The following is a 14,774-nucleotide window of genomic DNA, read 5'->3' as shown; positions in this document are numbered from 1 at the left end:
GATGATCTGCGACCGGCTGGGTCGCCGCTAAGGACGCCGCCATGTCGCTTATCTACGTTCTCGCGGCCGTGATCGCGGTCGCCCTGTGCGGCTATCTCTGCGTGGCCCTGCTGAAGCCGGAGTGGTTCGAATGACCGCGAACGACTTCTTCCAGATTGGCCTGTACCTTGCCGTCCTGCTGGCACTGGTGAAACCCGTGGGTGCCTACATGGCCCTGGTGTTTGCCGACGAACCCAACCGGGTCACCCGCTTCGGTGCGCGCGCCGAGCGCTTGCTGTACCGCGTGGCCGGCATCCGTGCCGACGAGGACATGGGCTGGAAGCGTTACGCGCTGGCCATGCTGGTCTTCAATGTCGTCGGCCTGGCCGTGGTGTACGTGCTCCAGCGGACCCAGCAGTGGCTCCCGCTGAACCCGCAACACCTGGCCGCCATCACGCCGGATTCGGCGATGAACACCGCCATCAGCTTCGCCAGCAATACTAACTGGCAGGGCTATGCCGGCGAATCCACCATGAGCTACCTCACCCAGGTGCTCGGCCTGGCCGTGCAGAACTTCCTCTCGGCCGCGACCGGCATCGCCGTGCTCATCGCGGTGGTCCGCGGTTTCGTTCGCCGTGGTGCTGGCGCCGTCGGCAACTTCTGGGTCGACATGACCCGTGCGACGCTGTACGTGTTGGTGCCGTTTTCCATCGTGATCGCGTTGTTGCTGGTGTCGCAGGGCGTGGTGCAGACCCTCGCGCCTTACGTCGATGCCACGACGTTGCAACACGGCGCCCAGCAGCTTCCGCTTGGACCGGTCGCATCGCAGGAAGCGATCAAGATGCTCGGTACCAATGGTGGTGGCTTCTTCAATGCCAACTCGGCGCACCCGTTCGAGAACCCCACGCCGTTCGCAAACTTCGTGGAAATGCTGGCGATCTTCCTTATCCCTGCGGCGCTTTGCTACACCTTTGGCAGCATGGTCGGCGACCGCCGCCAGGGCTGGGCGATCCTTGCGACCATGCTGCTGATTTTTGTGCCGCTCTCGGTGGGCCTGGTGGCCGCTGAGCAGGCCGGGAACCCGGCGTTACATGGCCTCGCCATCGATGCGCAGGCATCGGCGCTGCAAAGCGGCGGCAACATGGAAGGCAAGGAGACGCGCTTCGGCATCGTCTCGTCGGGCCTTTTCGCCGCGATCACCACGGCCGCCTCGTGTGGTGCAGTCAACGCCATGCACGATTCGCTCACCCCGCTGGGCGGCCTGGTGCCGTTGTGGCTCATGCAACTGGGTGAAGTGATCTTCGGCGGTGTCGGCTCGGGTCTTTACGGCATGCTCGCCTTCGCCGTGGTCGCGGTATTCATCGCCGGGCTCATGGTGGGCCGCACGCCGGAATACCTGGGCAAGAAGATCGAGGCGCACGAAATGAAGATGGCCAGCCTGGCCGTGCTGATTCCCTGCGCGCTGGTCGTGATCGGCACCGCTATCGCCGTGATGGTGCCGGCGGGCAAGGCCGGCGTCGCCAACCCGGGTGCGCATGGCTTCAGCGAAATCCTCTACGCCGTCACCTCCGCATCAAACAACAACGGCAGCGCGTTCGCTGGCCTCTCCGCCAACACACCCTTCTGGAACGTGTTGCTCGGCATCTGCATGTTCCTGGCCCGCTTCCCGCTCGCCATCGCCATGCTGGCCATGGCCGGCTCGCTGGCGGCCAAGCGCCACGTACCGCCCTCGGCCGGCACGTTGCCCACGCATACGCCGCTGTTCGTCACGCTGCTGGCGTGCGTCGTCATCGTCGTCGGCGCGCTTACCTTCCTCCCGGCGCTGGCCCTCGGGCCGATCGTCGAGCACCTCACGTCCGTTACGGGCCACTGATCCATGACTTCCCACGCCCACACCCCGCGCGGTTTCGATCGCGCGCTGGTGGCACGCGCCCTCAAGGACGCGTTCGCCAAGCTCAATCCGCGCCTACAGTTCCGCAACCCGGTGATGTTCGTCGTGTTCGTGTGCAGCGTCCTCACCACTTTGTTGTGGGTGCAGGCGTTGACCGGCCATGGCGAGGCGCCCGCCGGCTTCATATTCCAGGTCTGCCTGTGGCTCTGGTTCACGCTGTTGTTCGCAAACTTCGCCGAAGCGCTGGCGGAAGGCCGCGGCAAGGCGCAGGCCGACGCGCTGCGCGGATCGCGCCGCGACGTGGCAGCCAAGAAGCTGATCGTGCCGCGCCGTGATTCGCAGATCGTGTTTACGCCCTCCAGCGAACTGCGCACCGGCCACCACGTACTGGTCGAAGCCGGTGACATCGTGCCGGGTGATGGCGAGATCGTGGTGGGTGCCGCCAGCGTCGACGAAAGCGCCATCACGGGCGAATCGGCGCCGGTCATTCGCGAGGCTGGCGGCGACCGCAGCGCCGTGACCGGCGGCACCCGCGTCCTCTCCGACTGGCTGGTGGTGCGCATCACCAGCAACCCGGGCGAAAGCTTCCTCGACCGCATGATTGCCATGGTGGAAGGCGCCTCGCGCCGGAAGACACCCAACGAAATCGCCCTGACGATCCTGCTGGCGAAGTTCACCCTGATCTTCCTGCTCGCGTGCTCCACCCTGCTGCCGTACTCGATCTACAGCGTTGAAGCCGCGGGCACCGGCAACCCGATCACGCTCACCGTGCTCGTGGCGCTGCTCGTGTGCCTGATCCCGACCACCATTGGCGCGCTGCTTTCGGCCATCGGTATCGCCGGCATGGATCGGATGATCCGCGCCAACGTCATCGCCACTTCGGGCCGCGCCGTGGAAGCCGCGGGTGACGTGGACGCGCTGCTGCTGGACAAGACGGGCACGATCACGCTGGGTAACCGCCAGGCCGTGGCATTCCACCCGGCCCCGGGCATCGAGGAGCGTGAGCTGGCCGAAGCCGCCGATCTTGCCTCCCGTGCGGATGAAACCCCGGAAGGCCGCAGCATCGTGGTGCTCGCCGAGACGAAGTTCAGCATCGCGGGCCGCCCGCGTCGCGAGGAAGCGAAGGCCGTGTTCGTGCCGTTCACCGCGCAGACCCGCATGAGCGGCGTGGATGTGGGTACCCGGCACATCCGCAAGGGTGCGATGGATGCCGTGGAACGCTACCTCGATAGCCAGGACAGCCACATGCCGCCGCTGGTGCGGCGCATGGCCGAGGATGTGGCCCGGCGTGGTGCCACGCCGCTGATCGTGGTGGATGGCGCCCTTACGCTCGGCGTCGTGGAACTGAAGGACATCGTCAAGGACGGCATCAAGGAGCGCTTCGCAGAGATGCGCCGCATGGGCATTCGCACGGTGATGATCACCGGCGATAACCCACTGACGGCTGCCGCGATCGCCGCCGAGGCTGGCGTGGACGACTTCCTGGCCGAAGCCACGCCGGAAGCGAAACTCAAGCTGATCCGCGACATGCAGGCCGAGAACCGCCTGGTGGCAATGTGCGGCGATGGCACCAACGATGCGCCCGCGCTGGCCCAGGCGGATGTCGCGGTGGCGATGAACAGCGGCACGCAGGCGGCAAAGGAAGCCGGCAACATGGTGGACCTGGACTCGAACCCCACCAAGTTGATCGAGGTGGTGGCGATCGGTAAGCAGATGCTGATTACACGTGGTGCGCTGACCACGTTCTCGATCTCGAACGATATCGCCAAGTATTTCGCGATCATTCCCGCCGCATTCGCCACCACCTATCCGGCATTGAATGCGCTGAACATCATGCGCCTCGCCACGCCGCAGAGCGCCATCCTGTCGGCGGTGATCTTCAACGCGATCATCATCATCTTCCTGATCCCGCTAGCCCTGAAAGGCGTCGCGTACCGCGCGCTGGGTGCCGCCGCGCTCCTGCGCCGCAACCTGCTCGTCTATGGCCTGGGCGGCATCGTGGTTCCGTTCGTCGGCATCAAGCTCATCGACATGTTGCTGGTCCTTTGTGGGCTGGCCTGACCGAGGTCTCACCATGCATACCGTAAAACTCACAGTGCTTATCGACGACCCGGGCGACATCGACATGGAAGTGCGTGTCGTCGCGCCCGAGGCGGCACGGGCCGAGGCCGCTGCGCCGGTCACCACGCTCAAGCCACGCGTCGTCACGCCCGTGCGTGACATCGCCGATGACTACACCCTCGGCGGTTACGCCGGTATCTGATGCTTCCGCACCATCACACACACCCACACAAGGCGTCCCGCGAGGGACGGTTCACCATGCGCACCACTCGTTATGCCTGTCTTGCCGCCCTGCTTGCGATCGCCCCGGTTTCCAGGGTGCTCGCCGCCAGCAGTGATGACTGTTCCCAGGGGTTCGGTACCCGTCTTGCCGCCGCGTATCGCGAAGATGCCCAGCCGGCCGATCCCAACGCTCCGGCGCCGGCACGCCGTGCCATGCCCTCGTCGTTCCCGTCACCGCCGTTCCCCTCGGCGGAATGGCAGCTCGGTGGCGTGGCCTACCCGATCGGCGTGCCGAACCTGAATTCGCAGTACCCGCTGGAAAAGGCCATGGCATGCAATGCCCTCGGCAAGTGGATGAAGGACAACCGCATCGAGGTGTACGGCTGGATCAACCCGTCGATGAACATCAGCAGCTCGGCGCATTCGAACTACCCGCTCTCCTACGCCACCCGCCCCAACCGCGTGGAGTTCAACCAGGCGTTGCTACGTATCGAGCGCATTCCCGACACTGTGCAGACCGATCACCTGGACTGGGGCTTCCACCTGGATAACCTGTACGGGTACGACTACCACTACACCACGATGAAGGGCGTGCTCAGCAACCAGCTGCTGAACAACCCGCGTGCTGGCGAAGCGTTGAACGGCAAAACCTATGGCTACGACCCCATGCTGTTCTACGGGGATATCTACATCCCGTGGGTGGCCGAGGGCATGGTGGTACGCATCGGCCGTTACCTGTCGCTACCCGATATCGAAGCGCAGTTCTCGCCCAACAACTACCTGGTGACCCACTCGGTGCTGTACACGGTGGATCCGTATACCCAGATGGGCATCATGACCACCACGCGGCTCAGCCAGCAGTGGACCCTGCAGCTGGGCGTGAACGGCGGCAACGATACGGCGATATGGAACCACAGCTCGCGGCCCACGCTGCAGGCGTGCGTGCGCTGGGTGTCGGCGGATAACAACGACATGCTGTATCCGTGCGTGAACAGTTTCAACTCGTCGGATTACAACTACAACAACGTGCAGATGTACGTGACCACGTGGGGCCACCGCTTCAGCGAGAAGGTGCACATCCTCACCGAGGGCTATTACATGTACGGGCGCAACATCGCCGGGTTCGGTCCGGGTGGCGAGCCGGGTGTCGTCGCCTCGTCGCCGCTGCCGGGCAAGGCGGCCGAATACGGCGTGGTGAACTACATCAACGTCGAGATCAACCCAACCAACATGTTCTCGTTCCGCAACGAGTGGTACAACGACCAGAAGGGGCAGCGCACGGGCTTCGCCACGCGTTACACCTCGCACACGCTCGGCATGACCCACTGGGTCAGCCCCGACCTGGAGATCCGCCCCGAGGTGCGCTACGAGCGCTCGTACGACGCATCGGCGTACGACAAGGGCAACAAGGATTACCAGCTCACCGCGCTGGTCGACGCCATCTGGCATTACTGACGGAGGCTCACCATGGGCACCCTGCTGCGCAACGCGCTTGTTCTCCTGCTCCTGCTTACGGCCGTCACCGGCGTCGCGTACCCCGCCGTCGTCGGCGGACTTGGGCACCTGCTGTTCGCGAATAAAGCGGGCGGCAGCCTGGTGGAACGCGACGGCAAGGTGGTGGGTTCGTCGCTGATCGGCCAGACCTTCACGGCGCCGGGTTATTTCTGGGGCCGTCCTTCGGCAACCACGCCGGATCCCTATAACGGTGGCGCGTCTAGCGGCTCCAACCAGGGCCCGTCGAACCCGGCGCTGACCGAGGCGGTGAAGCAGCGTATCGCCGCGCTGAGGGCGGCGGATCCAGCTAATACGGCGCCGGTACCCGTGGATATTGTGACGGCCTCGGGCAGTGGCCTGGATCCGGAGATCAGCCCGGCCGCGGCCGAGTACCAGGTGGGGCGTGTGGCTGCTGCACGGCATATGGATGCGGGCAAGGTCCGCGAGCTCGTGGCGGCGAATACGAAGGGGCGCCAGCTTGGCGCCCTGGGCGAGCCGCGGGTCAATGTGCTGGAGCTGAATCTCGCACTGGATGCGGCGGCACGGTAACCACCGACCGGTAGGAGCCCACCCTGTGGGCGACGCCGTTCGCGTAGAGGCCACAGGTCCTGTTTCCCCATCGCCAAACGATGTCGCCCACAGGGTGGGCTCCTACGGAACGCGGTCACGTCATTACCTCCACCCTGTATCGTTCGCCCCATGACCGATTCCCGCGATGCCCGCGCCGATGCCTTGCTCAACGCCGTGAACAGCGACGGCGGGCAGCGCCTGAAGATCTTCCTCGGCGCGGCACCCGGGGTCGGCAAGACCTACGCCATGCTCTCGGCGGCGCGCGACCTGCGCCGGCAGGGCATCGATGTGGTCATCGGCTTTGTCGAGACCCACGGCCGCGCCGAGACGGCCGCCTTGCTCGAAGGCATGGAGATCCTGCCGACCCGGCCCGTTCACTACGCGGGCCGTGAGTTCCAGGAGTTCGACCTGGAGGCCGCGCTGGCCCGCAAGCCAGCCGTGCTGGTGGTCGATGAATTGCCACACACCAACCTGCCAGGCGGAAGGCACACCCGGCGCTGGCAGGACATCGCCGACCTGCTCGATGCCGGGATAGAGGTGTACACCGCGCTGAACGTGCAGCACCTTGAAAGCCTCAACGACCAGGTGCGCCGTATCACCAACGTGGCCGTTCGTGAAACCGTGCCCGATGCCTTCCTGGACCGCGCCCGCGATATCGTCCTGATCGATCTGCCGCCGCGCGAGCTGATCACCCGGCTGAAGCAGGGCAAGGTGTACGTACCGGAAACGGCAGCCGTCGCGCTGGATGCGTTCTTCTCGCCTACCAACCTCGCGGCGTTGCGTGAGCTCGCCGTGGAAACGGTGGCCCACCATGTCGACAGCGACCTGCGCGAACACATGCTGGCCCGCGGTGGCGCCATGCCGGTACGCCGCCGCACCATGGCCGCGATCGACGGCCATGCACAAAGCGAGTACCTGGTGCGCATGACCCGGCGCATTGCCGAGCGTCGCGGAGGCCCGTGGAGTGTGTTGTTCGTCGATACGGGTAGCGTCGACGGCGAACGGCGCGAGCGGGTGGATGCCGCCATGCGCCTGGCGCGCCGCCTTGGCGGTGAGCCGGTGATCCTGCGCGGCCACGCGATCGCGGATGAGCTGCTGGCCTGGGCCGATCGCGAAGGGGTCGGCCAGATCGTGGTGGGCCGCACGCGCGAGCGGCCCATCGCGCGCCGCCTTGGCTTGTCGCTTACCCAGCAGTTGCTCCGCCGCGGCGCACACCTCGAACTCACCATCGTGGCGACACCGGCCGAGCGGGCCCGTGCGCGGCACCGCCTGCGCTTCGCCAACGGCAACGGTACGCGCCGGGAATACCTGTTCGCGACGGCGGCAACGGCGGTGGCCATGGCGTTGTCGTTCGTGGCCGATCGTTTCCTGTCCGTCGCCAACCTGTCGCTGATCTTCCTCACCACCGTGCTGGTGGTCGCGGCCCGCACGCGCATGGCCGTGGCGGTATACACCGCCATCCTTTGCTTCCTCGGCTACAACTTCTTCTTCGCCCCGCCGCGCTACACGCTGGCCATCGCCAACGCGGACGACGTACTGGCCGTCACGTTGTTCCTGGTCGCTGCGTTGGTGTGCAGCCGCCTTGCTACGCGCCTGGCCGGCCAGGTCCAGTCATTGCGTGCCGCGCAGGTGCGAGGCCGGGCGCTGGTGGCGCTTGGCCAGCAGCTCGCCACCAGTGCGGACGCGGAAGGTATCCGCACCGCCGGCGCCCGTGCCATGGCGCGCGCGCTGGATGCCGAGGTCGCCATGCTGGCTCGCGACGCCGGCGCGGACCTGAAGGTTGTCGTATCCAGCCCGGATGCATTCGCGCTATCCACCCAGGACCGCGCGGCGGCTGACTGGTCGGAAGCGCATGCCGAACCGGCGGGCCGTTACACCGATACGCTCAACGGCGCCTCGTGCTGGATGCTGCCGCTCGGCACCGAGCAACGGCGCGCTGGCGTCGCCGCGCTTCGCTTCCCGCTGAATGCACGCGAGCCCGACGCAGACCGTCGTGGGCTCGCGCTGGCCATGGCCGAAGATATTGCCCAGGCGCTTGAGCGCGCGCGGCTGGCGGTGGAACTGGAAAGCGCCCGCGTGCAAGGCGAGACCGAGCGCCTGCGCAGTGCGCTGCTTTCCTCGGTATCGCACGACCTGCGCTCGCCGCTCGCATCGATGATCGGCTCGGCCGGCACGCTGCTGAGCTACGACGCCCAACTGCCTGCGGATGAGCGCCATGAGCTTCTCCAGGCGATCCTGGGCGAAGGCCAGCGGCTGGATCGGTACATCCAGAACCTGCTGGACATGACCCGGCTTGGCCACGGCACGCTCAAGCTCAACCGCGACTGGGTGGATGCGGGGGAAATCGTCGCGGCAGCCGTCGCGCGCCTGCGCAAGCTCTTCCCGGATACGCGCGTGGACGTGCACCTGCCGCACGACACCGTCCTGCTGCACGTGCACCCGGCGCTGATCGAGCAGGCGTTGTTCAACATCCTGGAAAACGCGGCGCGCTTCTCGCCACCGGATGAGGCGATCCGGGTCATCGTGCGCACCGAGGCCGGCCGCCTGCTGGTGGATGTGTCGGACCGCGGCCCCGGCATTCCCGAAGACGAGCGCACGCGGATCTTCGATATGTTCTATTCGGTATCGCGTGGCGATCGCGGTAAGCAGGGCACCGGTCTTGGCCTGGCCATCTGCCGCGGCATGGTCGGCGCCCACGGGGGCACCGTGGAGGCCTTGCCCCACGCGGGCAATGGCACGACCATCCGTGTCTCGCTGCCCCTGCCACCACCGCCCGAAGAGACCGCATGAATCCTGCTGCCCCGCGTGTCCTGGTGATCGATGACGAAGCGCAGATCCGCCGCTTCCTCGATATCGGCCTGCGCGCGGAGGGCTACCAGGTGGTGCTCGCCAGCAACGGTGCCGAAGGCCTTGGCCTGGCGGCCACGCAATCGCCCGACCTGGTCGTGCTCGATATCGGCTTGCCGGACATGGAAGGCCACGATGTACTGCGTGAGCTGCGCACGTGGAGCCAGGTGCCGGTGCTGATGCTCTCCGTGCGCGATGCGGAGACGGAGAAGGTCAAGGCCCTGGATAGCGGGGCCAACGATTACGTGACCAAGCCGTTCGGCATCCAGGAGCTCATGGCACGCCTGCGCGTGTTGTTGCGCCAGGGTGCGAAGGCGGGCGAGCCCGAGGCACCCGTGCGCTACGATGACGGCTCGCTGATTGTGGACCTGGCCCGGCGTGAAGTATTTCTCGACGGCGCCGCGGTCGCGCTGACCCGCAAGGAGTTCGCGGTACTGTCCATGCTGGTGCGCCACCCCGGCCGCGTGGTGAGCCAGCAGCAGATCCTGCGTGACATCTGGGGCCCGACCCATGTGCAGGACACGCACTACCTGCGCATCGTGATGGGCAAGCTGCGCCAGAAGCTGGGCGATGACGCCACGACGCCGCGCTGGCTGAAGACCGAACCCGGCGTAGGCTACCGTTTTCCGGCCAATTAGCCCCTGTATGTAGGAGCCCACCCTGTGGGCGACATCTTTCGCGACACCGCCACAGGCCGGGTCGCGATATCGCGAACAGCGTCGCCCACAGGGTGGGCTCCTACCGTTGGCCGTCATGCGTGCCGATGGGCGTGACCGCGATCACGCGAACAGCGATTGGCCGAATTTCTCAGAATAGTCTGATTCCATTCGCCCACGCCGCGCCGCAGGCTCGTCGGCCCTTGTTGGTACCGGAGCCTGCCCATGCGTCTTTCTATCGTTGCCGCCGCCCTTTGCCTTACCGCCACGAACGCAACCGCCGCCACGCAATGCAGTGCGGAGCGCTACGTATTCGGCAACCACAACTTCCCCTCGCATGAGGAAGCGCTCGTGCAATGCCAGCGGGAGGAAGCGGAGATGACCAACGCGGAAACCGGCACCTACGAGCGTGCCGGCGGCTGCCATGACATTGGCGAGACTAGCCAGCACGAGGGCTGGACGTACGGCCGGGTCGCGCTGGATGTGGTCGCGCGCGACTCCGGCGATCCGTATACGTTCGAGGGCTTGTGGATGTGCAAGCCCGTGGCGGAGTGATGCCCGCTTACGCAGCCGCCGCCTGGCGCGACAGATAACGCCCCGGTGTATCGCCGAAGGCCTTGCGGAACATCGCGACGAACGCACTGGGCGTGGCGTAGCCGAGCGAATCGGCGATCGTGGCAACGGCCTCGCCTTCGGCCAGGCGTTCCAGTGCCCGGGTGAGCCGGGCGGTCTGCCGCCATTGCGCCACGCTGCACTGGGTCTCCTCGCGGAACAGCCGGGTAAGCGTGCGCACGGAAAGGCCCGCCCAGGCCGCCCACTCGTCGATGCTGCGGGTGTCCTCCGGGTGCTCCACCATCGCCATGGCCACGCGGCGCAGGCGCCGGTCGAGGGGCATGGGCAGATGCATGCGTTCCACCGGCGCGTGGCGGATCTCGTCCAGCAGCACGGCGAGCAGGCGCTCGCGCTCCGGGGTCGTGTCCGCATCGGGCGCCCAGGTCGCCACGCGCTTCACGACAGCCCGGAACACGTCATCCACGCCGACGACGCAGGCGTGCTCGGGGAGGCCGCGCGAGGCATCGGGCGATACAAACACGCCCCAGGCCCGGCTGGGGCCCGAAATCGTCACCGTGTGCATCAGGCCCGGCGGCATCCATCCCGCGCGATGCGGCGGCAACAGGTAGGTGCCGCGGTCTGTTCGGGTAACGATAAGGCCCTGCTCTACATAGAAAAACTGGCCACGCACATGCTGGTGCCAGTCGATCTCCATCAGGCTCGTTTCGCGCTCCATGGCGTAGGCGAGCAGGGGCGGGCCATCGGCCCGGTCGAACATCTCATGGAACTCAGATTTTTCCATTTTGGCCGGATCTCGACACTATTTGGCCCGATAACGATATCAGGCCGATAGGGTCCATGTATAACATTTGCATCCCCAAGTAACTGTCCCGCGCGCGGCATCCGCCGACAGCCCGCGTGCCGGACCTCGACGCCGGAGGTCCCCATGATCCGCCTCGTCACCACCGATTTTTCAGAACTCCGCGACGACACCGCCGCCGGCGATGCGCTGGTCACGTTCGTCGCCTGCGCCCACGCCATGCTGGATGCCACAACGCCTGAGGAGCAGCGGCGCCGCCTGGAGCCACGCCTGCTGGCCCAGCTGCCCACCCTCCGGGCCCTGGGTGTGTTCGACCTTTTCGACATCCGTGACCCCGCCCTGGCCGCCCTACTGGCCGACGAGGAGTAGATCCGCCAAGCCGAAAATATATGACGCCGGTATATTTGCCTTGACAATTAATCTTGAGGCAATAGAATGCGCGGCTATGAATACCAACCTGTGCATTTCCCCGGACGGCCGCGATAGCCTCGGCGCCCTCATCGGCATGGTCCGCGGCGAAATCGTACGGGCCATCGAGGCGGACCTGGCTGCGCTGGGCGCCGACCTGAAGTTCACCCAGTTCCACGTGCTCAAGCGCCTCGCCAACATGGGCCCGATGACGGCCACCGAGCTGGCCCGTGCCGTGGACCTGGATGGCGGCGCCATGACCCGCCAGCTGGACCAGCTGGAAGCCAAGGGTTACCTGCGCCGCCAGCCGCATGAGCAGGACCGCCGCGCGCTGCGCATCGACCTCACCGAGGCCGGCCTGGCGCTTTGGCGCCACCTGCACGAAAGCAATGTCGCCACGCTCGAGCGCGCGCAGAAGGATCTGTCAGCGGAAGAACGCAGCCAGCTACTCGATTACCTGCAGCGCGTGCTCTGCGTGCTGCGCGACAAGAACTGATCTAAAAAACCTGAGGCAAAACGCATGCGTCTGCACACTCTCGTGGCGGCCATCGGTGCCGCCTTCGTCCTTTCCGGCTGCGTCACCAGCCGCGGACTGGAAACGCAGGGCCACCTGACCGACCCGGCCACCCTCCACGCCGAGCAGAGCCTCGCCAAGGGCGAAGGCGCCACGTCCGCGTGGCCGGCGGCCGACTGGTGGACGGGGCTGGGCGATGCCCGCCTGTCCGGCCTGATCGAAGAAGCGCTGAAGGACAACCCGAACCTGGCGGCCGCCGATGCGCGCGTGCGCCAGGCCCAGGCGCAGGCCGGTGCGGCCGACGCCAACCGCGATCCCACCTTCAACGTGGGTGGCGGCGCGGCCGGCGCGCACCTGCCGCAGGGCCTGGTCGGTAACGAACTCGGTCACTTCAGCTGGACGAAGTACGGCTACGGCAACTTCAACTGGGACCTGGACCTGTGGGGCGGCAAGCGCGATGCGTTCGAAGCCGCCGTGGGCTCGCAGCGTGCCGCCGAAGTGGACGCCCGCGCCGCCCGCATCGAGATCTCGACCAACGTCACCCGCGCCTACGTGCAGCTGGGTTACGCATTCGACCAGATGGACGTGGCGAAGGCCGAGCTGGACCGCAGCCGTGCCTCGCGTGACCTGACCAAGCAGCGCGTTGCCGCCGGCGTGGATAACCAGATCCAGGTGAAGCAGTCAGATAGCGAAGTCGCATCCGCCGAGCGCGAAATGGCGGTGGCCCAGCGCGCGATCGACTCCGCGCGTACCTCGCTCAGCGTACTGCTGGGCAAGGGCCCGGATCGCGGTATCGACATCGGCCGTCCCACCACCCTGCAGCCTGCCGCGATCGCCGTACCGGCCAACGTGCCTGCCGATATCCTCGGCCACCGCGCCGACCTGGTCGCCGCGCGCTGGCGCGTTGAAGCCGCCGCGAAGGATATCGATTCGGCGAAGAAGGAGTTCCTGCCCAACGTGACCCTGGGCGTGCTCGCCGCGCAGGTCGCCGGTGGTTCGGACAACCTGTTCTCGTCGGCGGCGCGCTTCTGGCAGGTGCTGCCCGCGGTGAGCCTGCCGATCTACGACGGTGGCCGCCGCCGCGCCAACCTGGCCGGCAAGGACGCGCAGTACGACCTCGCCGTGGCCCAGTACAACCAGACCCTGGTCGGCGCGGTGAATGAGGTCGCCGACGATCTGTCGGGCCTGGATTCGCTGAATGCACAGATGCAGGCGCAGCAGCGTGCGCACGACGCCGCGCAGCAGGCCTACGACCTGGCCCAGCAGCGCTACAAGGCCGGCGTGGGCAGCTACCTCGACGCGCTCTCGGTGCGCCAGCAGTTGCTCGAAGCCGAACAGCGCCTCGTCGCGCTGCGCGCCGAGCAGGTCGACACGTCCGTGCAACTTATCCAGGCGCTCGGTGGCGGCTTCCGCCCCGAAGCCGGCGACCAGCCGGTCGCCGACGCCGCTACCCGCTAAGAACACACACACTTTCCAAGGCACCCAACGATGTCCCAAGAAACTACCGCCCCCACCGGCGCTACCGTTGCGCCACCGCCGAAGAGCCGTCGTGGGTTCTTCCTTAAGCTGCTCGTCGTCCTCATCATCCTGGCCGCCATTGGCTGGACGGTGTGGTACTTCGTGGACGGCCGCTGGTACGAAGATACCGATGACGCGTACGTCAACGGCAACGTCGTGCAGATCACCCCGCAGATCGCCGGTACCGTCACCTCGATCGGCGCCGACGATGGCGACCTGGTGCACCAGGGCGATGTGCTGGTGAAGCTCGACCCGAGCGATGCGGAAGTGGCCCTGGAAAGCGCCCGCGCCAACCTCGCCACCACCGTGCGCCGCGTGCGCGGCCTGTACAACAACGTGACCTCGGCGCAGGCCGATGTCGCGGTACGCCAGACCGCCGTCGACCGCGCCCGCGCCGACTACAACCGCCGTCGTGACCTCGCCAAGAGCGGCGCCATCTCGGCCGAAGAACTGTCGCACGCGCTCGATACGCTGACCTCCGCCGAGAGCAGCCTCTCGTCGGCCAAGCAGTCGTACAGCAGCAGCAAGGTGCTGGTGGATGACACTGTCGTCGCTTCGCACCCGGATGTGCGCGCCGCCGCTGCCAAGCTGCGCTCGGCCTACCTCGACTTCGTGCGTTCCACGCTGGTCGCCCCGGTGGATGGTTATGTCGCCAAGCGCAGCGTGCAGGTGGGCCAGCGCGTCCAGCCGGGTGCGGCCCTGATGGCCGTGGTGCCGCTGCATGAAGTGTGGATCGACGCCAACTTCAAGGAAACCCAGCTCACCCACATGCGTATCGGCCAGCCGGTCGATGTGACCGCCGATGTGTACGGCAGCGATGTCGTTTACAAGGCCAAGGTGCGTAGCCTGGGTGTGGGTAGCGGCAGCGCGTTCTCGATCCTGCCGGCGCAGAACGCCACCGGTAACTGGATCAAGATCGTGCAGCGTGTGCCGGTGCGCGTCGTGTTCACCGACCCGAAGCAGCTGGAAGACAAGCCGCTGCGCCTTGGCCTTTCGACCAAGGTCACCGTCTCGCTGCACGACCAGAGCGGTGCCCTGCTGGCGCAGCAGGCCCCGACCAAGCCGGAATTCTCGACGCCCGTGTATGACAAGCAGCTGGCCGATGCCGACCAGGACATCGCCCGCGTCATCCACGAAAACGCGTCGGCCGGCGATGGCGCCGAGCAGCAGAAGGCGCCGAAGTAAGGGACATGTGCGCGGGCGCGCTGGCTCACACCACGCGCCCGCCCTGCCCTCACTGTC

Annotated in this window: 14 protein-coding genes; 13 read left to right on the top strand and 1 reads right to left on the bottom strand. The window is 66.6% G+C overall.

The genetic code is table 11. The annotated features are described in order from the left end of the window. Positions 1-41 precede the first annotated feature (41 nt). The 9 genes from kdpF to L2Y97_RS21810 all read left to right on the top strand — a co-directional run bounded on the left by kdpF (position 42) and on the right by L2Y97_RS21810 (position 10,275). Positions 42-134, top strand: a complete 93-nt coding sequence (gene kdpF / locus L2Y97_RS21850; protein ID WP_247431030.1) for a K(+)-transporting ATPase subunit F — start codon at positions 42-44, stop codon at positions 132-134. Beyond that, entirely contained in the window at positions 131-1,852 is a 1,722-nt protein-coding gene (gene kdpA / locus L2Y97_RS21845) for a potassium-transporting ATPase subunit KdpA (RefSeq protein ID WP_247431027.1), read from the top strand. The genes kdpF and kdpA overlap by 4 nt, the downstream gene beginning before the upstream one ends. Positions 1,853-1,855: 3 nt before the next feature. Further along, entirely contained in the window at positions 1,856-3,931 is a 2,076-nt protein-coding gene (kdpB, locus tag L2Y97_RS21840) for a potassium-transporting ATPase subunit KdpB (RefSeq protein WP_247431024.1), read from the top strand. A gap of 13 nt (positions 3,932-3,944) precedes the next feature. Beyond that, complete coding sequence (locus tag L2Y97_RS21835; protein ID WP_247431021.1) at positions 3,945-4,133, top strand: hypothetical protein; 189 nt, start codon at positions 3,945-3,947, stop codon at positions 4,131-4,133. Between the two features lie 56 nt (positions 4,134-4,189). Continuing rightward, complete coding sequence (locus L2Y97_RS21830) at positions 4,190-5,608, top strand: outer membrane beta-barrel protein (RefSeq protein WP_247431018.1); 1,419 nt, start codon at positions 4,190-4,192, stop codon at positions 5,606-5,608. A 12-nt stretch (positions 5,609-5,620) separates the two neighbouring features. After that, positions 5,621-6,196 (top strand): potassium-transporting ATPase subunit KdpC, encoded by a 576-nt coding sequence (kdpC, locus tag L2Y97_RS21825; protein WP_247431015.1) that lies wholly within the window; start codon positions 5,621-5,623, stop codon positions 6,194-6,196. A gap of 150 nt (positions 6,197-6,346) precedes the next feature. Continuing rightward, on the top strand, positions 6,347-9,007 hold the full coding sequence (locus tag L2Y97_RS21820; protein WP_247431012.1) for a sensor histidine kinase: 2,661 nt from the start codon (positions 6,347-6,349) through the stop codon (positions 9,005-9,007). Further along, positions 9,004-9,702, top strand: coding sequence for a response regulator (locus L2Y97_RS21815; protein WP_247431009.1), 699 nt, complete (start codon positions 9,004-9,006; stop codon positions 9,700-9,702). The genes L2Y97_RS21820 and L2Y97_RS21815 overlap by 4 nt, the downstream gene beginning before the upstream one ends. Positions 9,703-9,945: 243 nt before the next feature. Further along, the gene (locus L2Y97_RS21810; protein WP_247431007.1) at positions 9,946-10,275 is read left to right on the top strand and encodes a hypothetical protein; all 330 of its coding nucleotides are present in this window, start codon (positions 9,946-9,948) and stop codon (positions 10,273-10,275) included. Positions 10,276-10,282: 7 nt separating this feature from the next. Here L2Y97_RS21810 and L2Y97_RS21805 read toward each other — a convergent pair whose 3' ends face one another. Next, positions 10,283-11,074 (bottom strand): AraC family transcriptional regulator, encoded by a 792-nt coding sequence (locus tag L2Y97_RS21805; RefSeq protein ID WP_247431004.1) that lies wholly within the window; start codon positions 11,072-11,074, stop codon positions 10,283-10,285. Positions 11,075-11,218: 144 nt separating this feature from the next. Here L2Y97_RS21805 and L2Y97_RS21800 point away from each other — a divergent pair, with 144 nt between their 5' ends. The 4 genes from L2Y97_RS21800 to L2Y97_RS21785 all read left to right on the top strand — a co-directional run bounded on the left by L2Y97_RS21800 (position 11,219) and on the right by L2Y97_RS21785 (position 14,717). After that, a complete protein-coding gene (locus tag L2Y97_RS21800) occupies positions 11,219-11,461 on the top strand; it encodes a hypothetical protein (RefSeq protein WP_247431002.1) in 243 nt (80 codons plus the stop codon). Positions 11,462-11,537: 76 nt separating this feature from the next. After that, positions 11,538-11,996, top strand: a complete 459-nt coding sequence (locus L2Y97_RS21795; RefSeq protein WP_247430999.1) for a MarR family winged helix-turn-helix transcriptional regulator — start codon at positions 11,538-11,540, stop codon at positions 11,994-11,996. A 24-nt stretch (positions 11,997-12,020) separates the two neighbouring features. After that, the gene (locus L2Y97_RS21790; RefSeq protein WP_247430996.1) at positions 12,021-13,472 is read left to right on the top strand and encodes an efflux transporter outer membrane subunit; all 1,452 of its coding nucleotides are present in this window, start codon (positions 12,021-12,023) and stop codon (positions 13,470-13,472) included. 30 nt (positions 13,473-13,502) lie between these two features. Beyond that, the gene (locus L2Y97_RS21785) at positions 13,503-14,717 is read left to right on the top strand and encodes an HlyD/EmrA/EmrK family protein (RefSeq protein ID WP_247430994.1); all 1,215 of its coding nucleotides are present in this window, start codon (positions 13,503-13,505) and stop codon (positions 14,715-14,717) included. Positions 14,718-14,774 lie beyond the last annotated feature (57 nt).

This window comes from Luteibacter aegosomatissinici, from assembly GCF_023078495.1.
Lineage (GTDB): Bacteria > Pseudomonadota > Gammaproteobacteria > Xanthomonadales > Rhodanobacteraceae > Luteibacter > Luteibacter aegosomatissinici.
The sequence above is the reverse complement of the archived record's forward strand: the minus strand, read 5'-3'. Positions and strand labels throughout refer to the sequence as shown.